The sequence below is a fragment of the Sporosarcina aquimarina genome (assembly GCF_023715615.1).
GTDB classification, from domain to species: domain Bacteria; phylum Bacillota; class Bacilli; order Bacillales_A; family Planococcaceae; genus Sporosarcina; species Sporosarcina aquimarina_A.
In genome coordinates this window covers 110178-135195 of sequence record NZ_JAMBOM010000004.1, presented here as the reverse complement: position 1 = coordinate 135195, position 25018 = coordinate 110178, and the positions used below count along the sequence as shown (strand labels likewise).

Below are 25018 nucleotides of genomic sequence, written 5' to 3'. Positions count from 1 at the left end.
AATAATATTTCATCGAACTTGCGTTTGTTTTTTTAAGGAAGTATAATTTTCTGTGAAAGGATGAAATTCATGAAAATACTTCATTGGTCCTATACACGGAAGTATCAAGTGAAAAGTGTATTTGACTCATTTCCCGACATAGTCGCCGTGTTCCGGCAAATCAATGGATACTACTTCATTTACACGATGAAAGGTATGGATTCGATTGAATTACCTTCTCGTAAACATTATGTCCAAATGGAATATTTAATCAATAAAGAACTCGGTACTTTATCGGCTTATAAAAATCGTAAAGCCTTGCAAAAGATAGAAAGTTCCTAAACAGTTTCACTTAGATCCTTTCAAAAGGCTTATGATTGTATTGTAAGCTTGAAAATCGATTTTTACTACTGTAATTTCCCCCACCCTAGCGACAATCCGTGCTATAATGGGCAAAGTGTGAATTTTAGGAGGTCAATTATGTTAGCAGTAAGTAATGTAAGTCTTCGCTTTGGAGACCGGAAACTTTTTGAAGATGTTAATATACAGTTTAACCCAGGGAATTGTTATGGGCTAATCGGTGCGAATGGTGCCGGTAAATCAACATTCATTAAAATACTTTCTGGTGAAATAGAACCACAAACAGGTAATGTCATCTTAAATAATGACGATCGCCTGGCAGTATTGAAACAGGATCACTTCGAGTTCGAGGGTGTAGAAGTTCTTGAGACTGTTATTATGGGTCACAAAAGGCTCTATGATATTATGTCCGAAAAGAATGCTATTTATATGAAGGAAGATTTTTCTGATGAGGATGGTATGCGTGCAGCCGAACTCGAAGGAGAATTTGGAGAGCTAAACGGATGGGAAGCTGAATCCGAAGCTGCAATCTTATTGCAAGGTCTTGGTATCCCAGAAAAATTGCATACGATGAAAATGTCTGAGCTTACTGGTTCTGACAAAGTAAAAGTTCTTCTTGCTCAAGCCCTATTTGGAAAACCAGATGTCTTACTACTGGATGAGCCGACGAACCACTTGGACTTAAAAGCAATTCAATGGTTAGAAGAGTTCTTGATCAGCTTCGAGAATACAGTGATCGTTGTTTCTCACGACCGTCACTTCTTGAACAAAGTTTGTACGCATATTGCGGACTTGGACTTCAGTAAAATCCAAATCTATGCGGGTAACTATGATTTCTGGTATGAGTCTAGCCAGCTAGCTCTTAAACTTTCCCAGGAACAGAATAAGAAAAAAGAAGAAAAAGTGAAAGAGTTACAAGCCTTCATCGCTCGATTTAGCGCGAACGCTTCAAAATCGAAACAAGCGACTTCACGTAAAAAGACTCTCGATAAAATCAATCTTGACGATATTAAGCCTTCTTCACGTCGCTACCCATATGTAAACTTCCAAATGGGTCGTGAAATTGGTAATGATGTATTGATGGTCCGTGATGTTTCTAAAACTCAAGATGGCGTTCAATTGTTAAAGGATGCGTCATTTACATTAAATAAGGAAGATAAAGTTATTCTTATTGGGAATCCCCTTGCGAAAACAGCTTTGCTTGAAATTTTAGCTGGAGAACAAGAAGCCGATTCTGGATCAGTTAAGTGGGGAGTTACCACTTCACAAGCATACTTCCCTATTGATAATAACGAATTCTTCCAAGGTAACGAGAAATCACTCGTTGAGTGGTTACGTCCGTACTCACCTGAAGATGAAACAGAAACGTTTTTACGTGGATTCCTCGGTAGAATGCTCTTCTCTGGTGAAGAAGTGAACAAAAAGCCTTCTGTACTTTCTGGAGGAGAAAAAGTTCGTTGTATGCTTTCTAAAATGATGCTCACTCATTCAAATGTCTTGTTATTAGATGAACCAACAAACCATTTGGATCTTGAATCGATTCAAGCACTAAACAATGGTCTCATTGCCTATAAAGGTGTAATGCTCTTTACTTCTCATGACCATCAGTTCATACAAACAATTGCAAATCGGGTCATTGAGATTAACGATGACGGAACAATTTTCGACAAAATGATGACCTATGATGAGTATTTGGAATGGAAAGAAGCACAACCATCTTCAAAATAATTTTAACGAACACAAAGGCTTTACAACAAAGGGCAACTGCTATTATAAGCAGTTGCTTTTTTGATATTCTTTACAATAAGGATAACGACTTAAACGGCACATACTTTTCTTGAAATCGGTCATACTATTTGGAAAAGGAGTGGTTGACTATGAAGAATTTTAAATTTATGCTTTTTTTACTCATTAGTCTACTCGTCGTCTCCGCTTGCTCCAAACTGAATGGCGAAGACGTTACGGCACCTGATAATTCTGGGAACAGCGGCGAACAGAGTCCTGTTGAAAAAAACGACTCGGATGCCGGTGGTGAAATAAAAGATAAGGATCATGATGATGATGGCGTGGAAGAACTGGATGATCCGAATGGCGAAGTCAAAGACCCAGCAATGCTTGACTATTTGCTACCAGACAGTTCAAAAGCGCATTATGAAGGCAAAGGAAATGAGTATGCGGAGCTGAATATTCAGGTATATCATCCATACGAGGAGTATGTAATGATATATGAGAACAATGGAGGCGCTCTATTAAGAAAGGTATACAAAGTGGAGAAAGATCGAATTCTAACATTAGAGGAAAAACATGTTGATATGGAAGAAAATGCACCGCCCGTTGCTGAACTTAAAAAGATGGAAGTGACAGGCGTTTATTTACAGAAACCTTTTAAAAAAGGGGCTACTTTTGGGAAATGGACAATTGTAGATACAGACGCTATGGTTGAAACTCCTTATAAAAAGTTCGATCATGCGATTGTAATTGAGGAAAAAGGTGATAATTATACGAATCGAAAATATTTTGTTGAAGGTTTTGGAGAAGTCAAACGGGAATCCGTCATGACTGCAAAAGGTCAAGCAGATATGCATGTCACTTCGTCGATGGAATCTGTTACAAAACCCTAAAACAAAACAAAAAAATAGAACCCACCATTTGCGCGGGTTCCCTTTTTTGTGTTATTAGAGTTTCGTAACGTTAGCAGCTTGTAGACCGCGGTTACCTTCTACGATTTCGAACTCAACCTGCTGGCCTTCGTCCAAAGATTTGAATCCTTCGCCTTGGATTGCTGAGAAGTGTACGAATACGTCGTCTTCTCCGTCAACCTCGATGAAACCGAAACCTTTTTCTGCGTTGAACCACTTAACTGTACCTTGTTTCATAAATGAAAACCTCCAAATAATAATTGCTAATACATGAACTTGCTACAAAAAAGAAAATTCACGTATTACAAAAAGTACCGACGTCGCCGATCACTTTTTGTAATACGTGAATACGTTTCTCGTCGCGAGCACTTGCTATTAACCTTAGTACTACTATACCATACCACTTTAAAATGTCAAATAAACCTTATGAAATATTCTAATTATTTTTCTGTGACAAAGGAAATAGCTTCGTTGTCCTTCAATAAAAAGACTCCGTGATACAATTGCATATCATCGTCACATCCATCACAGTACGTTCTTTCACCAGGATTCCAAAAAGCGGTAAAAGCCCCTTTACGAGTTTTTTCTTTTGAAAAACAGCCTCTCATTTCATCCATTAGTGAATGTGCAAATGCTATCGCTTCGTCCAATTCTTCAAAAGATTTTCTTAAACGAACCATCTCTTCCCATCCTTCAAACATCCACCAAGGTTCATAATCCGCTTTCATATAAATTACTGTGTACATGCTAAACCCTCTTTTCCTATACAGTTGACAATTATACAAAGCACTTAAAGTTTTTCCAAGCAAACTGTACTAATCTTCATTTCAAATGTTCGTCTGAATGAGTCTAATACGGTATACTAAAGAGAGATTAGTGGTTCGATGAAACTTTTACGCCACTCATACGTAATAAAGATATATATACTAACGATAAGGAGGGCTGACCGAAGATGAAAAAAGTCAAACAGTTTTTTATGCGGCACTTCATCGTGGCGCCCGTCAGTTTTGGAACATACCTCTTTTTACTGCTTGGAACTGGTATTCCTTTTTTTGCAGCAACAGGGATTCTCATCGCGATGTATCTTGGAGGTACTTTTGCCATTAAACAAGTCCAACTCAGCTCATCAGTGAAAGAACTCGGAATGACACGTTCTGAATATCGACATATTGAATTACAACTTTATGAAGCTAAGCAAAAAATTAAAAAGTTGAATAGTCTATATGGACAGGTTCGCTCGGTTCAGGCTTTTCGTCAAGTATATGAGCTGAGTAATCTATCTAGAAAAGTGCTCGCGATTGTACGCAACGATCCAAAGAAATTTTATCAAACCGAACAGTTCTTCTATGCACATCTTGACTCTGCAGTTGAACTGACTTCTAAATACGCACTACTAGCTAATCAGCAACTAAAAGAAAAAGAAGTTCGCATTGCGCTACAGCATACTCGAGAAACGATTACCGATGTTACCCATCAGTTGGAAAATGATTTGCAGGATGCCCTAGCAACTGATTTAGCAGCGCTGCAACTTGAACTCGACTATGTAGATATTACAATGGCACGTAAAAAAGCTTTGCCGAACACGAAAGGGGAACCGCTAGATGACCGAAAATCAGCCAATCAATAATGACGTAAAATCGTTTGATGATTTACTTAGTAGTCCGTTTGACAGAAGTGAACCGATGCTCCCTAAAGAAATGCAAACAGAGCAAACTGAAAACAATGCTTCAGTCGCACTAATAGATCGTCTATCACCTGAGGAACAGCATAAAGCTAAGGAACTCGCAGAACAAATTCCTGTGGGTGATTATGAAGCAATTTTAACCTACGGAGCTACAGCACAAAACGAACTGTCCCGTTTTTCCCATAAAATGTTGGACCACGTTCAAAGTAAGGACATTGGCCCGGTTGGAGATGTCTTAAACGATTTGATGGGAAAGCTATCTGAAATCGATCCTGATGACCTTTCAGAAAAGAAAAAGACTGGCTTGAGCCGCCTTTTCAATAAAGCATCCCGTTCTATTCAAGAAATGATGACAAAGTATCAAAAACTAAGTACACAAATTGACCGTATCGGTGTACAACTGGAACACTCGAAGCGAGGGTTAATCGAGGACGTTCAGATGCTCGATAATCTATATGAGCAGAACAAGACCTATTTTCAAGCACTGAACGTCTATATTGCCGCAGCCGAAATCAAACGTGACGAACTCGCCAACGTAACAATCCCTCAGATGCGTGCAGATGCTCAAAATTCTAATGATCAAATGGCAATTCAAGAAGTAAATGATATGAGTCAGTTTTTAGATCGCTTGGAAAAGCGATTATATGATCTACAATTATCCCGTCAATTGACGATCCAAAGTGCACCTCAGATTCGCATGATCCAGCAAACGAACCAAACACTAGCTGAAAAGATTCAATCATCGATCATGACCTCAATCCCATTATGGAAAAACCAAATTGCGATTGCACTCACTCTAAATCGCCAGAAGAAAGCTGTAGAATCTCAACGGCTTGTAACGAAGACAACAAATGATCTTCTGCTTCGTAATTCTGAGATGTTAAAATTGAATTCAATTGAAACTGCAAAAGAAAACGAACGTGGCATTATTGAAATTGATACGTTGAAAAAAACGCAAGAAAACTTAATCCAAACAATTGAGGAAACTCTTGTGATTCAGGCAGATGGACGGGTGAAGAGAAAAGAAGCAGAGCGAGAAATTGGTAGAATGGAAGAAGAGCTAAAACAACGTCTTCTCAATATTCATGAAAAAACGCAAAACCGCCCGTTATAAGGGGGTTTTGCGTTTTTTCATTGAGCTGCAATTGCAAGCAACTTTCTAAGTATACGAAGGGTCTGGCTAGCGAAATCCTCCACTGAATCTGAAGCCGCCGTTTTGTTCCCAAACATTGTAGCAAACAGCTCTTTCTGTTCTACCGTCGGTTGTTGGGAGGATAAAAATAAATGCACGACAGATATCCCCCGCTTCTCTGTTTCCCAAACAGCCTCCGCTGTATCGACAATACCGTTACGATCGTATCCGAATGCTGATGGTTCCCCGTCCGAGAATACCAGTAGAAATTTATGGTGTTCATTCCGTTCAGCAAGACGGTTCGCCATCCACCTAATCGCAAACCCGTCGCGGTTATCTTCATGTGCTTCAAAATTCATAATTGCGGGCCCGCTATCGAGATGTGTTTCCTCGAATGTATGCATGACTTCGAAAAAATTCGGTTGCTCGTCTTTCGTTGCTTCAAACGCATCTTCGTAATACGAAGTAATTTCATGGGATACATGAAGTTTGCGTAACACATCATGAAAAAGAACAACTGCTTCTTTTGTTTCCTCTACTTTGTCGATCATGGAAGCCGATCCATCTACGAGTAATCCGAATACGGCATCGATCTCGGGTGAAGGTGCTTGTTTTCGATAGAATGGTTTCGGCCGTTCATGTGTCAGCATGGTGGTTAACTTAGAAGAAAGTCGTCCTTTCGTTAAGTTCTCACGCTTTTGCTGTTTTTTTCGCTCCAATCTTTTTTGCATCTCAGTAACTAGTGCGCGAACAATTGGTAAATGATTGTTTCTCCAGTCATTTAGCAGTTTTGATGATGCCGGCTCTTCCGTTTTAGGCATTTTAGTTGTTCTAAACGTGACTTGTGTGTGTGATGGACCGTAATCGGTACCCGCATTAGAGGAAATTTTTTCTTTTTTGTCCCCGGAAAGGACGGCTTCTTGTTTCTGAAGCCTCTCCTTATCATTCCCTTCGGATTTTCCTATTCCAAACTGCTGGACTTCTACATCATCTTCTCCAGGGCTTGAATTCGAACCATCTGCAACTCCTTGTGTTCCTTGTTGGAGCTCGAATTCAAGATGAGTCCCCTTTTCATCTTTTGTCTCTTGATGCCATGTGCGAAATTCCTCTTCTATTGTTTCTTTCACTACCTGGTCCTCTAATTCTTTTGGATCTGACATAGCTCTCACATCTGTATTCATCACTCGGCCATCCTCGAAAGTCTCTCCGAATGTGTATAAGGGAAGTACTATGTCCCCAGTCAGTTGCTCTTCTACCAGTTCTATAATCCTTTTTGCTAAATATCCACTGTGTTCCGTGTTTTCTAATTCATAAGCACCTTGTACAATTTGCCGGATACGATCCATCGGAAGATGATCGAACGAATTGTGAGCTGAAGCTGTCATCCCCGTATGAATATCTAAAAATAATTGGTTAACTAACGCATCCGATTCGAATCCCCGCTGTACGTTTGACAAGAGTCGATCCCTATGGAACTCTACGTAAACTTCACTGCGCATTTTAAAAGCTTTCTGCGTCCCGACGCGTGTCTTTTGAATGGACTCCATTAATCTAAATTCTTCGAGCATCATTACTAGTTGTCCTGCTAATTTAGGATAGAGACTGGACTTCATATCCCATGTGAACGCTTTCCAAGCTGCTAAGTTAAAGTGTCGATAGAAACCTGCCGCAAGGAGATAGATATCCGAAAGACGCCCCAAATGCGTTACCTGTTCTGAACGATGTCTCCAAAACACACTCATTGCGAGAGCTGCATCCTTTGGCTGATACTCGATTAATTGACGCTCCGTTATTTTCACATAAGGTGCATTTGCTAACGACTGTGCAATTCTTTCATAAAGCAGAATTTTTCGTGTTTCAACGGATTCATCATTAAACTGTATGAATCGATTGACCTTATCCATCACGATCCCTCATTTCACCCAAGTAGCTGTCAATTCGTTCACGAGATCCCGCTCCATTTTATCTTCCAAAAGTTCAGCGATCGCATAGGTTACAGCTCGATCTACAGGCATGTGGACAGCGAGTTGAAGGGCATCGATGAGACTCCTTACAGAAGCTGCTTCGTCAGCTAGTAATCCGTTAGCCGCTTGTTTGGACAGATCCTCTGAAAGATTCATTATCGTATCTACAACTGATGCTTTCGCTTCGGGAACTGCAATTTCCAAGACAGCACGTAATTGCTCCGCCTCCAAGTACGGAATGGAGAATGATACAAATCGGTTTTTTAGCGCCTCGTTCATCGGTGATGTTCCAATATACCCTTCATTGATAGCTGAGACGATTGAAAAATCTTCATGCGCCAAGATGACTTCACCTGTAAAGGGATTCGTTAGCATACGTCGATGGTCCAGAAGACTATGTAAAATCGGCAAGGTCTCAGGTTTAGCCATGTTGATTTCATCAATATACAAAATATGACCATGCTTCATAGCAGTCACAACTGGACCATCTACAAATTCAATAACACTTTGACCGTCTTGGGTCACAATCGTTTTAAAACCTAACAGCGCTTCAGCATCCAGATCTACGGAACAGTTGACGCTTTGCATGGGCTGTTGAAACAACGCTGAGATACTCTGAGCAAGACGGGTTTTCCCACTACCAGAGGGGCCTTTCAAAAGTATTGGCTTTTTTAACGATATGGCAATTAGAATATCCTCAAACAAATTGGGAGTAGGACTAACATAGCCGCCTTCTTGAATAAGTAATTGCTCTTCTTTTGCATAGGACCTATTGATACGCAATTTCAAAGTTTGTTCGATTAACGGGTTCATGACTTTTTGTCTCCTTCTATATAAAACGACCTGATGCAATTATAGCATCAGGTCGTTTCATGGATCAGTGTTTACGTATGGCTACCTGCATGTCACTCAAAATATGTTTTGTAATAGCCGCCAACTTTACCTGTGTTGTCAACGACAAACAGAAATTCTTCTGTTTCGTTTTTTACATCATAGGTTTTGCCAGGCGTGAGAACGTTTGTTACTAAATATTTTTCAGCGTCTGCGTGTTTGCAGACGACTTGCCGGATTGCCGGTGCATGAAGCCATTCTTTGAACGAAGACATTCTTGGACCCCGCCCTTCCATTAGAAAAGTGTAAGAGTAAATCCGCCCGCAAAACGCGGACGGTTTCATTTATTTATTATGATCCGAGAAGAAGGTCTTCTGGATTTTCGATTAATTCCTTAATCATTTTCAAGAAACCAACCGAATCTTTTCCGTCAATGACACGGTGGTCATAAGAAAGCGCAACGTACATCATAGGACGAATTTCCACATTATTACCGACAGCAATCGGACGTTTTTGGATTGTGTGCATTCCAAGAATACCAACTTGAGTTCCGTTAAGGATTGGTGTAGATAGAAGTGAACCGAACACTCCACCGTTTGTGATCGTGAAAGAACCACCTGACATATCAGCAAGTGTTAATTTGTTATCACGTGCTTTTTTAGCTAGTTCCCCGATAGTAGCTTCGATTTCCGCGAAGTTTTTACGGTCTGCATCGACAACGTTTGGTACAACCAATCCGCCTTCTGTTGAAACAGCAATACCGATATCAAAGTAGTTTTTCATGATCAATTCATCACCATCAAGCTCTGAGTTGACATTTGGATACTTTTTAAGTGCTGCTACAACAGCTTTTGTGAAGAATGACATGAATCCTAGACGGACGTCGTTCTTATCAAAGAATTCGTCTTTCTTACGTGAACGAAGTTCCATCACGTTGGTCATATCGATTTCGTTAAACGTTGTAAGCATAGCAGTGTTTTGTTTCACTTCAAGCAAACGCTTCGCTATCGTTTGACGACGACGGCTCATTTTTACGCGTTCTACGCGGCCATCATCCACTTTTGTTTCCTGTTTAGCTGCCGGTGCAGCAGGCTGTGCTTTAGGAGCAGTTCCGTGTGCTTCCACGTCTTGAACACGTACGCGGCCCATTGGATCTACTGGTGAAATATCAGCCAAGTTTATTCCTTTTTCACGTGCTAGTTTACGTGCAGCAGGACTTGCAATCAAACGATCTCCTGAAGTTGTTTCTTCAATAGGTGCTTGAGCAGCAACTGGTTCAGATGCTGTTGGTGCAGGCTGTTCTTGTGCAGGTTGAGCGGGCGCAGCTGGCTGCTGTGCTGGTGCTCCAGAACCTTCTCCTACGATTGCAATGACTTGACCGACTTCGACCGTGTCGCCTTCAGCCGCCATTAGCTCTTGAACCGTTCCAGCTTCTTCAGAAATTACTTCAACGTTTACTTTGTCTGTCTCAAGTTCAACGATAAATTCACCTTTATCTACTGATTCACCTGGTTGTTTTAGCCATTTTGCAATTGTTCCTTCGGTAATCGATTCTGCCAGTTCAGGTACTCGGATCTCTGCCACAATAATTTCCTCCTCTAATATCGTTCAATCATTCTGTCATTGCTGTAGTTAGTTTTTAAGTGCTTCTTCAATAATTCGCTGCTGTTCAAGCTTATGCATTGTGCCGTTTCCTTCAGAAGGACTAGCACGATGAATACGCCCCACGTAATTCACTTTGAGACCTTGAGAAATCTCATATAGATATGGAAGTGCGAATGACCAGGAGCCCATATTCTTCGGTTCTTCTTGTACCCAAACGATTTCTTCGGCGTTTGGATATCGTTGAATGATAGCAGCTAATTTGTCAGATGGGAATGGATATAGTTGTTCCACGCGTGCAATATGCAAGTGGTCAAATCCTTCTCCACCCTTTACTTTTTCCGCTAGGTCAATTGCCATTTTACCACTAGTCATAATCACTTTCTTCACGCTTTCTACGTTTTTACCAGTATTCGGTTCTTCGAGTACTGTTTCAAAGTGACCTTCCGTCAAATCAGCAAGATCAGCACCCACGAGTGGATGACGTAGTAGTGATTTAGGTGTTGCAATGACGAGTGGACGTTCCGCTTCATCTCCCAGTATTGCCGCTTGTCTGCGAAGTACGTGGAAGTAGTTTGCGGCACTTGAAATGTTCGCCACTGTCCAATTGTTTTCAGCACATAGCTGCAAATAACGCTCGATACGGCTGCTTGAGTGTTCTGGACCTTGCCCTTCGTAACCATGCGGCAACATCATGATCAAACCAGATTGTTGGCCCCACTTTGCGTTACTAGAAGAGATAAATTGGTCATACATCACTTGAGCCATATTGGAGAAATCTCCATATTGTGCTTCCCAAATTGTAACGGTCTTCTCTTCTTCTAGATTATAGCCGAATTCATAGCCAACAACTCCCGCTTCCGTCAACGGACTGTTGTAAGCAACGAACGATGCGTTTGAATCACTGATATGATGCAGTGGAACGAATTCTTCCCCTGTTTTTTCATCATGCAAAACAAGATGACGATGTGCAAACGTACCACGCTGAATGTCTTGACCCGACATTCGGATTGGCTTGCCATCTTGAAGAATTGAACCGAATGCAAGTTGCTCTGCATGCGCCCAGTCGATTTTTCCTTTTCCATTGAACGGATCTTGGCGTCGTTTTAAAATACGATCCAACTTACCGAACACTTTGAAGCTTTCTGGGTAAGAGAGCAATTCTTCATTCATCCGACGTAGACGTTCTTCAGATACACCTGTTTGAAGATCTCGAGGATACCCTGCAAGGACTGCTTCAGGTGTTGCATTGGAACTCTTGCTTGTGTCAGAAGTAGACTCTTTCACCTTGTCATATGCACGCTGCATTTCAGCAAATACCTCTGCATCCAATGCCTCAACGTCTTGGGCAGACAAGATGCCTTCTTGTGCTAACTTTTCTCCATACAACTGTCTTACAGTCGGATGGTTGTGCACGTCATGGTACATAACAGGGTTTGTAACCATCGGTTCATCCATTTCGTTATGACCGTAACGACGGTAACCAAGAAGATCGATAAGAACGTCTTTACCGAATTTCTGTCGGTAGTTAAACGCGAATAGTGCTGCCCCGATGACATCTTCTGGACTATCTGCATTCACGTGTAGAATTGGTACTTCAAAACCTTTTGCCATATCTGAAGAATAGTGTGTAGAACGAGAATCGTAATACTCTGTCGTAAATCCAATCATATTGTTCGCAATGACATGAATGGATCCGCCAGTTTGGAATCCGCGGATACGGCTGAAGTTGAATGTTTCCTGCGTAATCCCTTCTCCAGGGAACGCAGCATCTCCATGTACCATGACTGCATAAGCAGCATTCGTATCTTGTACGGGAATTCCAGGGTGATCTGTATTCTCTTGTGCAGCTCGAGTTTGACCTGCAATCACCGGATTCACAACTTCCAAGTGGGATGGGTTGTACGCTAGGAAGCGATCCATACCTGTTTGACCTTTATATAAAGCACCAAGGTGATACTTCACATCGCCAAACCAGCCGCGAGTCACTTCAACTGAACCATCTTCAGGAAGAAACGGGCCAGATGGAACTCCCGCAAATTCTGCAAACATCATTTCATAAGGTTTGTTCAAAATGTGAGTTAGTACGTTCAAACGACCTCTGTGCGCCATTCCGATCAACATTTTCTTTGTTTCTACTTCTTCTGAACGTCTCACCAATTCATCAAGGAAGATGACAAGCGTGTCAAGGCCCTCAATCGAGAATCTCTTCGCTCCTACAAACGTTCTGTGGATGAACTTCTCGAAACCTTCAATTCTAGTTAAACGATCTAACAATTGTTTTTTATCATCGGCTGTAAGTGAAACCGCTAATTTACCAGATTCGATGTTGTCTTTAATCCATTGTTTTTCCTCAACCTCGATCAAATGAGCGAATTCGTAAGCTATTTTGCCCGTGTAAAGGGATTTTAAATAGTTCACTGCATCCAGCGCATTCTCTACTTGAACAGGCACTTCTGTTAAGAATAAAGAGGCAGGCATTGCTTCTAGATCACGTTCAGATAGGTTATAAGCTGAAAGTTCAATTCGTGAAGCGTCTTTAGGACGGTCATTCAGCGGGTAAATATCAGCGTTTAGGTGTCCGTATGCCCGAATTGCATCCATGAGTTTGTAAGCGGAAAGTACTTTACGGAAATCAGCTGGACTTCCTTGAGCTCCATCTGCTGTTGCTAAACTTGAGAAGTCATCGCTTCCCGTTTCAGGTCTACCATTTCGCTTGAAAAATTCAGCAAGTTCCGGATCGATGGATTCTGGTGCATTTTTATAAAGCTCATACATCTCCATTACATAGCCAAGGTTCGGACCTGAAAAAGCTGCATACGGTGAACGCTCGGAACCAACACTGTTCGACATGAGTTATTACCTCCACATTTGCCTTTTGGCATGTTGCACAAATTTTTATATCCATTTCTATGTTACCATGCAAATACTTGAACTGAAAGGGTTTCGTTCTAGTAACTACATGTATTATCCGCGGACTAGTTTACACCTTGTAGACTCTCTATGCAAGAATTTTAAAAAGGCAAGTGTCTATTATGTGGATAATTGGTTTTATACACTCGTTCGACAAGAGAGAATCAGATTCGCCATCTCTTCAGGCGTTTTTGTCGCATCTGTCTGTTTCATAATTGATACAATGTTCGATTTGTCATCGGCTAACCCAATAAGACCCGATAGTAACGTTGCTTCCGTGACATCTTCTTCATTAATCACGTGCGCAAAACCAAGTTTCTGAAAGTGCTTAGCATTTAATATTTGGTCTCCGCGACTTTTTTCTGCTGACAGTGGTACGAGTAGCATCGGTATACGAATTGCTAGTAATTCAAATATTGCGTTCGATCCCGCACGGGAAAGTGCTAAATCTGATGCTGCCATCAAATGGGGTAACCCTTCAGTAACATACTCAAACTGGACATAGCCTACTGTTTGGTCAAGTGACTCGTCAAGATTTCCTTTACCGCATAGATGAATGATTTGAAACTCCTTTAAAATAACTGATAAGTTTCCTCGTAATGCATCATTGAGAACTGCAGAGCCTTGACTCCCTCCCATTACAATAACAACCGGCTTCTCTTCAGATAATCCGGACATCCTTAGCCCTGTCTTCCGATCCCCTTCAAATAGTTCTGGCCGGATAATAGCACCTGTACAAGAAGATCTCTCTGAGGGCACGTAGGAAAGTGTTTCTTCAAAGACAGTAAAGATGTGCTTGACAAAAGGAAGTGCGATTTTGTTTGCTAAACCAGGAGATACGTCTGATTCGTGAGCAACGACTGGAACACGTGCAAGTTTAGCAGCAAGTACTACAGGAACTGATACAAAACCACCTTTAGAGAAAATGATTTCCGGTTTCAACTTACGCAAAATCGAAAAGGCTTGTAGAACGCCTGCACCTACTCTAAAAGGGTCTGTGAAATTTTTCATTGAAAAATAACGTCTTAGTTTTCCACTATCAATTGCATGGTAAGTCACTTCTGGATGACCTTTACCGATTAAATCTCGTTCAATTCCTTCATGGGAGCCGATGTAATGTATCTCGTATCCTCGTTCTATAAATGTCGGGATAATTGCTTCGTTAACCGAGACATGCCCCGCCGTTCCTCCACCTGTTAACACGATTACTGGCCGTTTCATTAGGGCCGTTCACCTCTACTATTCGTAAAAAATTTAAGTCATTCTCAAATGTTTCTTTTGATAGTATACCAAAATAAGCATGATACAATAAGGGTTGAAATAAAAAGGAGGGAAATCGATGGAATCTTCTCTTCCTCAGGAAAGAAAATCATTCCGTTTTGCCAAGATTGTGATGCCCATTTTAATCACACAGGTTGCGCTGTACTTAGTAACATTCTTTGATATCCTTATGACCGGGAGATACAATACATACCATTTAGCCGGGGTAACGATTGGTTCATCGTTTTGGGTACCCGTTTATACAGGTCTTGCAGGAATCCTTATGGCGCTTACTCCGATTATTGCGCAACATGTCGGAGCCCGTCGGAACGAGCATGTTCGACCGTCTGTTCAACAAGGAATCTATGTATCCGTTGCGTTAGCAGCAGTAGTTTTGGGATTAATTCTTTTCGTATTCTTCCCAATCATCCGTACCATGTCACTCGAATCAGCAGTGAGTGTTATTGCGATTGATTATTTAAAAGGGATGAGTGTCGGTCTTGTACCATTGTTTGCATATACTGTGTTGCGATCCTTCTTCGATGCGCTTGGCTCTACTCGAGTGTCGATGTTCATTATCCTTATTTCTGCTCCTATCAACGTGTTATTGAATTATTTATTAATCTACGGGCACTTTGGATTCCCTGAGCTTGGAGGAGCTGGTGCTGGTTATGCTTCAGGAATTACCTATTGGATTGTATTTGCTATCGCCGGAGTAGTCGCAATGGCAGGTAAACCTTATCAGAAATACGAGCTTTTACGTCATTGGCAGTTACCTAGTTGGTCTTATTGGAAAGAGATTTTGTCCATTGGTGTACCAATTGGAATGTCCATTTTCATTGAGACCAGTATTTTTTCAGTCGTTACGTTATTAATGAGTGCTTATTCAACTGAAGTGATTTCTGCGCACCAAGTCGCTCTAAACTTCACTTCTTTGTTGTATATGATTCCACTTAGTATATCAATGGGAGCGACTATACTAGTCGGACAATCGATTGGAGCAGGTCAAACTAACGATGCAAAGAAGTATAGCTTGCTTGGCATTAGTTTCGCCGTAATTTTCAGCTTTCTAGGCATCGCACTATTATTAGGATTCCGTGAGCCAATCGCTTCGTTGTACACGACAGACAAGTCAATCATTACATTGGCAGCACAGTTTTTTATATTTGCATCACTATTTCAGTTATCTGACGCAGTTCAAGCACCCATACAAGGGGCATTACGCGGTTATAAGGATGTCAACATTACATTCCTGATGGGCTTTATATCCCTATGGGTGATTGGACTTCCTGTCGGCTATGTATCAGCAACTTTTACTGGGCTTGGCCCATTCGGATATTGGGTAGGTTTAATTGCCGGGCTAACAGTTGGTGCCATTGCGTTAAGTATTAGACTAAGAATTGTTCAGAAAAGGCATGACCGGTTAAATGGATAAAAAAATCGCCTGCTCAGCAAATTCCTTTGCTAAGCAGGCGGTTTCTTTTATTTTTGAATGAATTGTTGTGTCCAATAGTTACCTTTTGCATCGTAACCAATTCCGATGTGAGTGAAACCAGGAGTCAAGATGTTTTGACGGTGTCCTGGAGAATTCATCCATCCTTTAACAACTTCTTCAGCACTACGTTGTCCCATTGCAATGTTTTCAGCAGCAGCACGGTACGTAATACCGTTTGCTTTCATCTGATCAAACGGTGAGCCGTATGTTGGGCTCGTATGAGAAAAGTAATTTTTAGAAGCCATGTCTGCAGATTTTGCACGAGCAGTCTTCATCAATTTATCATCCATTTGAAGTGGTTTCAAACCTGCTTTTTGACGTTCTGCATTCGTAAGCGTCAAGACCGCTTTTTCGATCTGACTTGCAGAAACTTGTCCTTGTCCGGGTGTTTGATCGGGTTTCTCTTCAGGTGTTGGATTCGTTGGTGGTGTCGGTTTTTCAACGGGTGTATCTGGCTTTTCTACTGGCGTATCCGGTTTTTCAACGGGTGTATCTGGCTTTTCTACTGGCGTATCTGGTTTTTCAACTGGTGTATCCGGCTTTTCTACTGGCGTATCTGGTTTTTCAACTGGTGTATCCGGCTTTTCTACTGGCGTATCCGGTTTTTCTACTGGCGTATCTGGCTTTTCAACTGGTGTATCCGGTTTTTCTACAGGTTTCTCTTGTGGCTTGACATAGTGTTTTATTAACCAGCTAGCTAACCCATTGTAGTAGGCTTGTAGATCCCACTTATTGTATTTGAGCTGTGTTGGGAGTTGCTGTAGATTCCCCTCCACTTGAATAGTTTTTACTACTTTGTTAACTTGAGCAGAATCTAGAGTTGAAGCTTCTGCTTGGCTACTGTTCGGCAATACGAGTGCCGAACCGAGTAAGATGACTGCAATCGATTTTTTCATCTTGTACGCCTCCCTTCGAAACTATCGTAAACGAAGAAGGCTACTGGAAAACTGGAATTCCTTGGAGACATCCCCACTCTCTATCTCGCAGACTAAGAAAAAAGAGTTCATAAGAGTGTTCATTGGATATCTATGGATTTGGGATGAATTATTGGATAACAAATCGTGTTGACAAACCATGATAAAGCGACTTATTAATCGTTCCAGGCAATCTGATCTATGCCTTCACCAATTACAACTAGACGCTCGGGCATCTTTACGTATTCGGGCATCCAATTGACCATGCCATAAGCATATTGGAATAACATCGGATTTTTAACACCTTCAATAGGAATATACCCTTTCATGCGATATACAGTGTCTGGTAGTGACGCTGTCCATGCTTCTACATCCTCTTTCATAACAGAATGCGAAAAGGAAATGACTTTCGATGAAAGTGGTAAGTTCTTACCTGAGATAATCGGATGATGAGTAGAGTTCTCTGCAGACAACGTTTTTTCAATGAATGAGAAATCTAACTTTCCTTGAACCGTCTGAACGATAGGTGCAGACGTGTTCAAGTTAGCAAGTTCCATTGATATGGTTGCTAATTGAGAATCCGTTACTAAATCAGATTTATTTAATGCGATAACATGCGCATGTCTGATTTGTTCTAACATCAAAGAGTGAATTCTAGGTGAGAGCTGTTCACGATGAAGCCAGCGTGGTGCATCCGCAACAGTAACAATCCCCTTCACTCGCAGTCGATCTGCAAACAAAGGTGAATAGACAGCGTCTAACGCCTCCACAGGGTGTGCTGCGCCCGTTGTTTCAATCAATATGACATCAATGTCTGCATAGTCTTCAAGAAGTGCTTGTAGCTGTGCTTCTGTCTTTTCAGAACCCGTACAACAAATGCAACCACTCAATAATTCTTTCAGCGGCACATCGCCGGATGCGGATACGGAATCTGAGTCCACTGGTAACTCCCCGAATTCATTCATCAATACAGCCGGATTCTTCCCTTCCGCTTTTAGTTGTGCTATTGAATGTAGAAGAAGCGAAGTTTTCCCGCTCCCTAAGAAACCACTATATAAATAAACATCTATCATCACATTCAACCCTTTCTAGTAGAGAAGGCGCCCAATCCGGTTGGATTGGGCGCCTTCAGCTCATTTACCGATTTTGTCGAGCACAACTTGTTTTGCTTTCAACAATTGTGGATCGTCTTTTTCGATTTTTTCGCGGAGTTTGTTCATGAGACCCATTGTTGTATCTCCTGTCAAAACTCCAGTTTCCTCAAGTTTAAGATCAGCTTGAAGTTTTTTTACTGCTTGAGTCATAGTTGCATCAAATAGACCGTCAACTTTCCCAACATCATACCCAACTGCTTTCAACATTTCTTTAGCAGTTTCAGTATTCTCGGATACCCGGCCTTCTTTCATCTCTTCCGAAGGGTCGAGGAAAGGCAGCATCGCATATGATGGATAGTCTACTTTTACATCCGGTTCAATTCCCTTTTTATGGATCCAATTACCTTCTGGTGTTAACCATTTTGCAGTTGTGATTTTCAAGTTGGAACCGTCTTTCATATCGAGCGGTGATTGAACGGTACCTTTACCAAATGTTTTAATACCTACAAGCGGAATGTCCGAGGATTCTTTCAAAGCACCCGCTAGAATTTCTGATGCTGATGCACTTCCATCATCGACAACAAGTGCAACAGGTACTTCTACTTTTCGACCATCAGATGCTGGATAGAGGACTGGTTTCTTCCCTTTTTCTTCGGTTTGAAGGATGTTTTTTCCTTTATCCAAGAATAGATCGGAAATTTTCAGTGCGCCGTCTAGGACACCGCCTGGGTTTTGTCGGACATCAAGTACTAACCCTTTCATTCCCTTGGCTTCCATTTCATCTAAAGCTGTTAGTAACTCGTCGTACGTATGCTCTGAGAATGTTGTCATACGAATATGCGCAATTCCCCCGTCTAGCATTTCCGCATAAACAGTTTCTACTGGAATGTCATCTCGTTTAATTTTCACTTCGAATGGTTCTGCTTTTTCTCCGCGCTTGATGGTTAATGTAACGGTTGTTCCTTTTTCACCACGGATGAGCATGACAGCTTCTGAAGAAGACATGCCTTGAATGCTTTTACCGTCGACTGCTTGAATTAGGTCGTTCGGTAACAAGCCTTCTTTTTCAGCAGGAGAGTTTTTTATTGGTGAAACAACTTTAATATACCCGTCTGCTTCTTGGATTTCAGCACCGATACCTTGGAAGCTAGATGAGATATTCTCCATTAGATGTTCTGTTTCTTCTGTATTCAAGTAATCTGAATACGGATCATCTAAAGCGTCGACCATCCCGTTTATCGCACCATCCAATACAGCTTTGTCGTCAATATCTTCAAAATAGTTTTTCTTGATTTCGTCATAGGCGTCATAAAACTTTTGGAATTCTTGACGATCGTTTTTTTGAGGACTTACGACTTCGACAACTTTATCATCACCAAACGTAAGTGCAAAAAACGTAATTCCTGCAGTAAGAATAACTAATGTGAAAATCAACATGACGAACGAGAACGGCTTGATCTTAAAATATCGATTGTGTGCAGGATGTTGTTCCGGCTCTGGTGGCCGGATCTGCTCTTTTTGTTCATTTTCGTCCATTCGCGATCCCACTTTCTACTTCTTATTACGTATATAGTCGAAAAAGGGCCGCTCACTAGCTGGCGGCCCATTTGGATTATTCCTGAATAGCAGCTTCTAGAGCAACTTCTATCATTTCATTGAACGTTGTTTGACGCTCTTCAGAAGTTGTTGCTTCACCTGTCAGAATATGATCGCTTACTGTAAGAACAGAAAGAGCTTGGCAACCGTGCTTTGCAGCAAGAGTATACAATGCAGCCGTTTCCATCTCTACAGCTAGAACTCCATAAGAAGCGAGTTTTTCGTGTTCTGCGTGCTCGTTATAGAAGAAGTCTTCAGTGAAAACATTTCCTACTTGAAGATGTAAACCTTTTTCTTTACCTGCTTGGTAAGCTTTCAAAAGCAAATCGAAGTTTGCAGTTGGGGCATAGTCCACATCGTTAAAGAACGTCCGGTTAATCGGTGAATTGGTTGTTGCACTTTGAGCAAGAATGACGTCACGGACTTTCACGTCTTTTTGGATTGCACCACAAGTACCAACGCGAATCAGTTTTTTCACGCCAAATTCTTGCATGAGTTCAGTCGTGTAGATTGAGATTGATGGAACACCCATTCCAGTTCCTTGAACAGAAATGCGCTTTCCTTTGTACGTTCCTGTGTAACCGAACATATTACGAACTTCGTTGTATTGGACAACATCTTCAAGGAATGTTTCTGCAATATACTTCGCGCGGAGAGGATCTCCAGGAAGTAGGATCGTATCGGCGACATCGCCTTTTTTCGCATTAATATGTATACTCATTTCTACATAGCACCTCTTTTTCATTTTCTGTCTTTATCATACAGTTAAACAGGCGGTATTGCAACGGTTCCACCGCCCGTTTAAAGGAATCGATCTTCAAAATGACGATACAGTTCGTCAAACAGAACTGAAGGCATTTGTGGATCAGCTTTTTCTTCGATATACCGTGATAACGTATCGAAAGAACGTTCATACCTAGGAAAACTTTGGTCATTAAACATGCTTTCTGCAAATATAGCATGAGGGTCGTTTTTTTCGCCACCACGATAGGATAAAACAAATTGATAAAAAGAGCGGTCCATCCGAGGACCCCCTTTCTTATTGGAATTGAGCTTTGTAGTCGCCCAGACCTTCTTCGTCAAATTTTTCAACAGGTACAAAACGTAACGCTGCTGAGTTAATGCAGTAACGAGTTCCCTCTTCCCCTGGACCATCCGGGAAGACATGTCCTAGGTGAGAGTCTGCTGTTTTGCTGCGTACTTCAGTTCTACGCATTCCATGTGTTGTGTCGAAATGCTCAGTCACTTCTTCTTTTACAATAGGTTTTGTAAAACTTGGCCACCCACAACCCGCATCATACTTATCTTTTGAACTAAATAGAGGTTCTCCTGAAACAACGTCTACATAGATTCCATTTTCAAAATGCTTGTCGAATTCATTGCGGAATGGAGGTTCAGTTCCTTGTTCCTGTGTGACATGATATTGCATTTCGGTTAATCGATTTCTCAAATCCTCTTTCATGATCACTCACTCCAATTCTCTGATTTAAAACGTTCTCTACCAGACCCAACTGAATAGCGTTTATAATGCACCGGATTTTTCTTATAATAATCTTGGTGCCCCTCTTCTGCCAAATAAAACGGTTTCGCCGGTAAAATTTCAGTCGCTATGGACTTCGAGAATTTTCCTGACAGTTCTAGTTGAAGCTTAGATTGTTCGGCTTCTTTCTGCTGATCAGCCGAATGATAAAAAATAGCGGTTTCGTACGACTCCCCACGATCGAAAAATTGTCCTCCACTATCAGTTGGGTCAATCTGGCGCCAAAAGATATCTAATAATTTGCGATAAGAAATGATCTCATCGTCAAATTCGATTTGAACCGCTTCTCGATGACCTGTAGTTTCTGAACAGACTAGCTCGTAAGATGGATTCGGAACATCTCCACCTGTATATCCAGAGACAACGGAAAGTACTCCGTCGTATTTGTCAAAAGGCTTCACCATACACCAAAAACACCCACCAGCAAACGTTGCAAATTGCTTCATGACGTACACCACTCCTTATTTTTTGAGGATGGATACTTCAAGTAAGATTTCATCCTTTTCTAGATTGAACGATTTTGCACGCACCGATACATCTTTTGCAACTGGTACTTTTGATAAATCGATGAAAAGCTCTTCTTCCTTCGGTCGAACTACCATCCACGAAGGTAACTTAACGGAATCTCGTAAAACTTTTAAAACAGTTGATGGTGGAATGTTTAATTGACCTAATTCCATGGAAGACTGCTTTAATATTAAGTTCCCATCTTTTTGTACGATGGGATCAAAATGCATAATAACTGGAAGCGTAAAGGAAAATACGGTTAGCTCAGAATAAAGGATAACATCATCCTTCACTTTCATTTGAACAGGTAGTTCTTCACCTTTCATAGCTTCACGGATATACGTATTTGCAATACCTTCAAAATCTTTTTTTGTCGTTCGGACTGTAAGGAGATTAGCATCTCCACTTTCGATCACTTCTGCTGAAGGTAAAGGCTCTGACGGCCCACCAGAACCTAATAAAAAGAGGACCCCTCCTAACCCTGCTGCTATCATTCCTGATAATGTGAAAAATGCGATTTTCCATCCGTTCAAGCGATCATCTCCTACCTGTCCATTTCCCCTTGGAACAGTTCTTGCAAACCACAATCCTCCAAGTATTTCACGTAGCGTTCTTCCATCATCGTATAGCCTTGAGCATTCGGATGAAAAAAGTCTGTATGATAGACAATATTTGTATTTTCTTCAAACAAATCTGCGACAGGCACAAAACAGCTATTGCCGTCCAATTCTATCCTGGTTTCAATTGCTGCATTCCAATCATCAATGATGTCGTCAAATTCTTTTACTTCATCAGTAATAAGTAATATGGGATTATATAAACCTGACATGACAATAGGTGCATCAGGATTGAGCGCACGAATCGTTCCAAAGATATTATCTAGACGTTCTTCGTATTTTCCTAGTTCTTTATAAAACGGTTTTGTCTTCAGCTTAAACAAATTGGCTTTTAATACTTTCATAATATCATTCCCACCAATAGTTATGAATATTATGTCTGCGTCTTCAATGGATGCCTGGATATCAGCGTCCTCAAGTTGTTCGGCAAGCTGATCACTTCGACGACCACGTTTCGCCAAGTTTTCCGTTTCCACGAAAGAGATTCCTTCCCATTCAGTCAGATCTGAAGCTACCCGTTCAAAATAACCGCCCTTTTTCTCTTCATCTCCTACACCTTGTGTCAATGAATCTCCCAGTCCCACAACGTGTAATGACTTTGGCACAAAGTTAGTGGGGATTTCCCAATTGGAAAACTCGATGTCCCGTCTTTCGTTAAAAGGTTCTGCATTATTTTTGAACACCTGATCACATCCCGTTAGTACCAATGAGAAGGCAAGTAAAATTATCCATGCTCTTCTTCTCATTTTTAAGTTTCCTCATTTCCATTATATTATCAGACTCCTGAATTGCTAAGAGAGTCATGTTCTCACTCAGTGTAGTACATAAAACCGATTGCTCCTGCTCCAGTGTGCGTACTGACAACCGGTGATGTGAATGAAAACCTAATATCAGTGAAACCACTTTCTTCGATTAGACGTTTCAATGGTTCTGCCATTGCTAAACCGTGTGCGTGAGAAATCCCTACACCTTTCACTATTTTCCCCGCTGTATCTTCTTTAAACGAGGCAAAAAGTTGTGTAGCCACTTGCTTATGACTTCTCGCTTTACCAACAGGTGTATAGACACCATCCTGAAGAGAAGCAATTGGCTTAATGTTAAGCAAAGATCCTATAACCGCTCTTCCTTTGCCGATGCGACCACCTTTAACGAGATTATCTAATTTGTCAACTACTACATAGAGCATCGTTTTAGACCGTACCTCGTTCAAGTGTTGAACAATTTCATCCATCTTTTTCCCTTGCTGTGCTAATTTAGCCGCTTCAATCACTTGAAAGGACAGTGCATGAGAAATGTATCGGGAATCCATGACGGTAACAGAAGTCTCGGTCATCTCAGCTGCCGCTTCCGCAGATTTTACAGTTCCACTCATACCACCTGTCATATGGATGGACAATACTTCACTACCATCTTTACCTAGTTCATCGTATAACTCATTAAAGGTACCTGATGACGGTTGTGAGCTCTTCGGCAACTCTTTTGCTGCCGCCATCTTGTCTAGAAATTCCGTAGGACTGATATCAACTTGATCTTGATAGATCTCACCGTCAATATGAATGGACAGGGGGACCACTTTAATTCCGTATTGGTTGATTTCTTCTTGTGTTAAATCTGCTGTAGAATCCGTTACAATTGTTATTTTACTCATTTCATTCTCTCCTCTGTCAGTGGAAACCGTGTTTCTATTTTAGTATAATGAACGAAAAGGAGGCTTTTCGCCAATGGAAAGCGCATTTGACTATAAAACCCGTAAAGAAGAGCGTTGGAATGCCATAACTCACGGTTTGGGAGTGCTCTTGAGTATTCCAGCTCTCGTCTTTCTAATTTTAAAAGGAGTTCAGCAAGGCGATGCACTCGCGCTCGTCAGTTATATTATTTTTGGCGTCTCCATGATATTGTTGTATTCAATGAGTACACTTCTTCATAGTTTACCGGAAAAGTTCAAAAGGCTCTTCTCGATCTTCGACCATTCTGCCATCTATTTTTTAATTGCAGGTACCTATACCCCATTTGTTTTACTCGCAATCGGTGGTGGTTTAGGATGGACGCTCTTCGGAATCGTTTGGGGGTTAGCGATTTTTGGAACGCTTTTTAAAGTATTCTTTATCCACCGTTTCGAAATTGTTTCTCTCATTCTTTATATCGTGATGGGATGGTTGATCATTATTGCGATAAAACCATTATACGCTACCCTCACTGGAACTGGGATTACGTTGCTCGTTGTGGGTGGTGTGCTGTATACACTTGGTGCTTTAGTGTATGCATGGCGTAGTCTCCCCTACAACCATGCGATTTGGCATCTGTTCGTTTTAGCTGGCAGCGCTTCCATGTATTTTAGTGTTTTGCTCTTTGTATAGGAAAGGAAGGCAGCCAAGTAACGGCTGCCTTTTTTTATGCTGCTGTTTCGCGTTCATAAATGTGATAGGCGTAAGCGAGACCGTCCTCTGTATGATGATCTTTGGATTCTGAAATGAGTTTCCATCCCATGTTGTATGGTGGGAAAAACGTATCTCCCTTATATGTACGACGAATAATCGTCGTGTAAAGTCGGTCAGCGTAAGGCATTGCCATCTCGAAGATTTGAGCCCCACCAATCACCATGACTTCGTCTGCATAGCTTTCAGCCCGTGCAATGGCTTCTTCCAACGAATGGACAATGACGACACCTTCAGCTTTGTAATCCTCATCGCGTGTAAGGATGATGTTTAGACGTCCTGGAAGTGGCCGACCAATAGATTCGAACGTTTTCCTCCCCATTATGATGCCTTTCCCCATCGTTTTTTCTTTGAAATACTTTAGTTCCTCAGGGATATGCCAAGGCATTTCGTTATCTACCCCAATAACACGGTTCTCATCATGCGCAGCCAATAATGAAATCATAGTGTGCCTCC

The 25018-nt window shown here is 41.3% G+C and carries 26 protein-coding genes; 7 read left to right on the top strand and 19 right to left on the bottom strand.

Features of this window, described 5'->3' with window-relative positions; genetic code table 11:
- Positions 1–69 precede the first annotated feature (69 nt).
- The 3 genes from M3197_RS12020 to M3197_RS12010 all read left to right on the top strand — a co-directional run bounded on the left by M3197_RS12020 (position 70) and on the right by M3197_RS12010 (position 2960).
- Complete coding sequence (locus M3197_RS12020) at positions 70–321, top strand: hypothetical protein (RefSeq protein WP_251661816.1); 252 nt, start codon at positions 70–72, stop codon at positions 319–321.
- A gap of 138 nt (positions 322–459) precedes the next feature.
- Positions 460–2067, top strand: a complete 1608-nt coding sequence (locus M3197_RS12015; RefSeq protein WP_251661815.1) for an ABC-F family ATP-binding cassette domain-containing protein — start codon at positions 460–462, stop codon at positions 2065–2067.
- A 149-nt stretch (positions 2068–2216) separates the two neighbouring features.
- Positions 2217–2960 carry a hypothetical protein gene (locus tag M3197_RS12010; RefSeq protein ID WP_251661814.1) on the top strand — a complete coding sequence of 248 codons (744 nt, stop codon included), beginning with the start codon at positions 2217–2219 and terminating at the stop codon, positions 2958–2960.
- Between the two features lie 54 nt (positions 2961–3014).
- Here M3197_RS12010 and M3197_RS12005 read toward each other — a convergent pair whose 3' ends face one another.
- Together M3197_RS12005 and M3197_RS12000 are read right to left on the bottom strand one after the other, a co-directional pair.
- Positions 3015–3215: a cold-shock protein gene (locus M3197_RS12005; RefSeq protein WP_025784299.1), complete on the bottom strand. Its 201-nt coding sequence runs from the start codon at positions 3213–3215 to the stop codon at positions 3015–3017.
- Between the two features lie 203 nt (positions 3216–3418).
- On the bottom strand, positions 3419–3724 hold the full coding sequence (locus M3197_RS12000; protein ID WP_251661813.1) for a DUF1033 family protein: 306 nt from the start codon (positions 3722–3724) through the stop codon (positions 3419–3421).
- Between the two features lie 206 nt (positions 3725–3930).
- Between M3197_RS12000 and M3197_RS11995 the strand changes: the two genes are divergently transcribed.
- Together M3197_RS11995 and M3197_RS11990 are read left to right on the top strand one after the other, a co-directional pair.
- The gene (locus M3197_RS11995; RefSeq protein ID WP_251661812.1) at positions 3931–4605 is read left to right on the top strand and encodes a 5-bromo-4-chloroindolyl phosphate hydrolysis family protein; all 675 of its coding nucleotides are present in this window, start codon (positions 3931–3933) and stop codon (positions 4603–4605) included.
- Positions 4580–5776 carry a toxic anion resistance protein gene (locus M3197_RS11990; protein ID WP_251661811.1) on the top strand — a complete coding sequence of 399 codons (1197 nt, stop codon included), beginning with the start codon at positions 4580–4582 and terminating at the stop codon, positions 5774–5776. Before M3197_RS11995 ends, M3197_RS11990 begins: the two co-directional genes overlap by 26 nt.
- A 17-nt stretch (positions 5777–5793) precedes the next feature.
- On the opposite strand, the gene M3197_RS11985 is transcribed toward M3197_RS11990, so the two are convergent.
- From M3197_RS11985 to murG, 6 genes are all read right to left on the bottom strand, one after another.
- Positions 5794–7698 carry a vWA domain-containing protein gene (locus M3197_RS11985; protein ID WP_251661810.1) on the bottom strand — a complete coding sequence of 635 codons (1905 nt, stop codon included), beginning with the start codon at positions 7696–7698 and terminating at the stop codon, positions 5794–5796.
- Positions 7699–7707: 9 nt separating this feature from the next.
- Positions 7708–8571 (bottom strand): ATP-binding protein, encoded by an 864-nt coding sequence (locus M3197_RS11980; protein WP_251661809.1) that lies wholly within the window; start codon positions 8569–8571, stop codon positions 7708–7710.
- Positions 8572–8663: 92 nt separating this feature from the next.
- Positions 8664–8864 (bottom strand): DUF6501 family protein, encoded by a 201-nt coding sequence (locus M3197_RS11975; protein WP_025784293.1) that lies wholly within the window; start codon positions 8862–8864, stop codon positions 8664–8666.
- Between the two features lie 76 nt (positions 8865–8940).
- Positions 8941–10173 (bottom strand): 2-oxoglutarate dehydrogenase complex dihydrolipoyllysine-residue succinyltransferase, encoded by a 1233-nt coding sequence (gene odhB / locus M3197_RS11970; protein WP_251661808.1) that lies wholly within the window; start codon positions 10171–10173, stop codon positions 8941–8943.
- Between the two features lie 48 nt (positions 10174–10221).
- Positions 10222–13044, bottom strand: coding sequence for a 2-oxoglutarate dehydrogenase E1 component (locus M3197_RS11965; protein ID WP_251661807.1), 2823 nt, complete (start codon positions 13042–13044; stop codon positions 10222–10224).
- Between the two features lie 198 nt (positions 13045–13242).
- Complete coding sequence (gene murG / locus M3197_RS11960; protein ID WP_251661806.1) at positions 13243–14325, bottom strand: undecaprenyldiphospho-muramoylpentapeptide beta-N-acetylglucosaminyltransferase; 1083 nt, start codon at positions 14323–14325, stop codon at positions 13243–13245.
- Between the two features lie 118 nt (positions 14326–14443).
- Between murG and M3197_RS11955 the strand changes: the two genes are divergently transcribed.
- Positions 14444–15799 (top strand): MATE family efflux transporter, encoded by a 1356-nt coding sequence (locus M3197_RS11955; RefSeq protein ID WP_251661805.1) that lies wholly within the window; start codon positions 14444–14446, stop codon positions 15797–15799.
- Positions 15800–15846: 47 nt separating this feature from the next.
- Here the strand turns inward: M3197_RS11955 and M3197_RS11950 are convergent, their stop codons facing one another.
- From M3197_RS11950 to M3197_RS11905, 10 genes are all read right to left on the bottom strand, one after another.
- The gene (locus M3197_RS11950) at positions 15847–16755 is read right to left on the bottom strand and encodes a CAP domain-containing protein (RefSeq protein WP_251661804.1); all 909 of its coding nucleotides are present in this window, start codon (positions 16753–16755) and stop codon (positions 15847–15849) included.
- Positions 16756–16949: 194 nt separating this feature from the next.
- A complete protein-coding gene (locus M3197_RS11945; RefSeq protein WP_251661803.1) occupies positions 16950–17846 on the bottom strand; it encodes a CobW family GTP-binding protein in 897 nt (298 codons plus the stop codon).
- Between the two features lie 60 nt (positions 17847–17906).
- Positions 17907–19403, bottom strand: coding sequence for a lmo1851 family serine protease (locus M3197_RS11940; RefSeq protein WP_251661802.1), 1497 nt, complete (start codon positions 19401–19403; stop codon positions 17907–17909).
- A gap of 76 nt (positions 19404–19479) precedes the next feature.
- On the bottom strand, positions 19480–20184 hold the full coding sequence (gene deoD, locus M3197_RS11935) for a purine-nucleoside phosphorylase (RefSeq protein ID WP_251661801.1): 705 nt from the start codon (positions 20182–20184) through the stop codon (positions 19480–19482).
- An 80-nt stretch (positions 20185–20264) separates the two neighbouring features.
- Complete coding sequence (locus M3197_RS11930; protein WP_025782938.1) at positions 20265–20486, bottom strand: YozE family protein; 222 nt, start codon at positions 20484–20486, stop codon at positions 20265–20267.
- 16 nt (positions 20487–20502) lie between these two features.
- Entirely contained in the window at positions 20503–20925 is a 423-nt protein-coding gene (gene msrB / locus M3197_RS11925; protein ID WP_251661800.1) for a peptide-methionine (R)-S-oxide reductase MsrB, read from the bottom strand.
- Between the two features lie 2 nt (positions 20926–20927).
- Entirely contained in the window at positions 20928–21449 is a 522-nt protein-coding gene (gene msrA / locus M3197_RS11920; RefSeq protein ID WP_251661799.1) for a peptide-methionine (S)-S-oxide reductase MsrA, read from the bottom strand.
- Positions 21450–21464: 15 nt separating this feature from the next.
- Positions 21465–22043 (bottom strand): YpmS family protein, encoded by a 579-nt coding sequence (locus tag M3197_RS11915; protein ID WP_251661798.1) that lies wholly within the window; start codon positions 22041–22043, stop codon positions 21465–21467.
- Positions 22044–22054: 11 nt separating this feature from the next.
- A complete protein-coding gene (locus M3197_RS11910) occupies positions 22055–22873 on the bottom strand; it encodes an SGNH/GDSL hydrolase family protein (protein ID WP_251661797.1) in 819 nt (272 codons plus the stop codon).
- A 62-nt stretch (positions 22874–22935) separates the two neighbouring features.
- Positions 22936–23775 carry a DegV family protein gene (locus M3197_RS11905; protein WP_251661796.1) on the bottom strand — a complete coding sequence of 280 codons (840 nt, stop codon included), beginning with the start codon at positions 23773–23775 and terminating at the stop codon, positions 22936–22938.
- 73 nt (positions 23776–23848) lie between these two features.
- Between M3197_RS11905 and trhA the strand changes: the two genes are divergently transcribed.
- Positions 23849–24484, top strand: a complete 636-nt coding sequence (gene trhA, locus M3197_RS11900) for a PAQR family membrane homeostasis protein TrhA (protein WP_251661795.1) — start codon at positions 23849–23851, stop codon at positions 24482–24484.
- 34 nt (positions 24485–24518) lie between these two features.
- On the opposite strand, the gene M3197_RS11895 is transcribed toward trhA, so the two are convergent.
- Positions 24519–25007, bottom strand: a complete 489-nt coding sequence (locus M3197_RS11895; protein WP_251661794.1) for a dihydrofolate reductase — start codon at positions 25005–25007, stop codon at positions 24519–24521.
- Between the last annotated feature and the right edge of the window lie 11 nt (positions 25008–25018).

Excerpts from the sequence above, each read along its gene's own strand:
- M3197_RS12020 (WP_251661816.1), top strand. The coding sequence starts at position 70 with ATGAAAATACTTCATTGGTCCTATACACGGAAGTATCAAGTGAAAAGT.
- M3197_RS12015 (WP_251661815.1), top strand. The coding sequence starts at position 460 with ATGTTAGCAGTAAGTAATGTAAGTCTTCGCTTTGGAGACCGGAAACTT.
- M3197_RS12010 (WP_251661814.1), top strand. The coding sequence starts at position 2,217 with ATGAAGAATTTTAAATTTATGCTTTTTTTACTCATTAGTCTACTCGTC.
- M3197_RS12005 (WP_025784299.1), bottom strand. The coding sequence starts at position 3,215 with ATGAAACAAGGTACAGTTAAGTGGTTCAACGCAGAAAAAGGTTTCGGT.
- M3197_RS12000 (WP_251661813.1), bottom strand. The coding sequence starts at position 3,724 with ATGTACACAGTAATTTATATGAAAGCGGATTATGAACCTTGGTGGATG.
- M3197_RS11995 (WP_251661812.1), top strand. The coding sequence starts at position 3,931 with ATGAAAAAAGTCAAACAGTTTTTTATGCGGCACTTCATCGTGGCGCCC.
- M3197_RS11990 (WP_251661811.1), top strand. The coding sequence starts at position 4,580 with ATGACCGAAAATCAGCCAATCAATAATGACGTAAAATCGTTTGATGAT.
- M3197_RS11985 (WP_251661810.1), bottom strand. The coding sequence starts at position 7,698 with ATGGATAAGGTCAATCGATTCATACAGTTTAATGATGAATCCGTTGAA.
- M3197_RS11980 (WP_251661809.1), bottom strand. The coding sequence starts at position 8,571 with ATGAACCCGTTAATCGAACAAACTTTGAAATTGCGTATCAATAGGTCC.
- M3197_RS11975 (WP_025784293.1), bottom strand. The coding sequence starts at position 8,864 with ATGTCTTCGTTCAAAGAATGGCTTCATGCACCGGCAATCCGGCAAGTC.
- M3197_RS11965 (WP_251661807.1), bottom strand. The coding sequence starts at position 13,044 with ATGTCGAACAGTGTTGGTTCCGAGCGTTCACCGTATGCAGCTTTTTCA.
- murG (WP_251661806.1), bottom strand. The coding sequence starts at position 14,325 with ATGAAACGGCCAGTAATCGTGTTAACAGGTGGAGGAACGGCGGGGCAT.
- M3197_RS11955 (WP_251661805.1), top strand. The coding sequence starts at position 14,444 with ATGGAATCTTCTCTTCCTCAGGAAAGAAAATCATTCCGTTTTGCCAAG.
- M3197_RS11950 (WP_251661804.1), bottom strand. The coding sequence starts at position 16,755 with ATGAAAAAATCGATTGCAGTCATCTTACTCGGTTCGGCACTCGTATTG.
- M3197_RS11945 (WP_251661803.1), bottom strand. The coding sequence starts at position 17,846 with ATGATAGATGTTTATTTATATAGTGGTTTCTTAGGGAGCGGGAAAACT.
- M3197_RS11940 (WP_251661802.1), bottom strand. The coding sequence starts at position 19,403 with ATGGACGAAAATGAACAAAAAGAGCAGATCCGGCCACCAGAGCCGGAA.
- deoD (WP_251661801.1), bottom strand. The coding sequence starts at position 20,184 with ATGAGTATACATATTAATGCGAAAAAAGGCGATGTCGCCGATACGATC.
- M3197_RS11930 (WP_025782938.1), bottom strand. The coding sequence starts at position 20,486 with ATGGACCGCTCTTTTTATCAATTTGTTTTATCCTATCGTGGTGGCGAA.
- msrB (WP_251661800.1), bottom strand. The coding sequence starts at position 20,925 with ATGAAAGAGGATTTGAGAAATCGATTAACCGAAATGCAATATCATGTC.
- msrA (WP_251661799.1), bottom strand. The coding sequence starts at position 21,449 with ATGAAGCAATTTGCAACGTTTGCTGGTGGGTGTTTTTGGTGTATGGTG.
- M3197_RS11910 (WP_251661797.1), bottom strand. The coding sequence starts at position 22,873 with ATGAGAAGAAGAGCATGGATAATTTTACTTGCCTTCTCATTGGTACTA.
- M3197_RS11905 (WP_251661796.1), bottom strand. The coding sequence starts at position 23,775 with ATGAGTAAAATAACAATTGTAACGGATTCTACAGCAGATTTAACACAA.
- trhA (WP_251661795.1), top strand. The coding sequence starts at position 23,849 with ATGGAAAGCGCATTTGACTATAAAACCCGTAAAGAAGAGCGTTGGAAT.
- M3197_RS11895 (WP_251661794.1), bottom strand. The coding sequence starts at position 25,007 with ATGATTTCATTATTGGCTGCGCATGATGAGAACCGTGTTATTGGGGTA.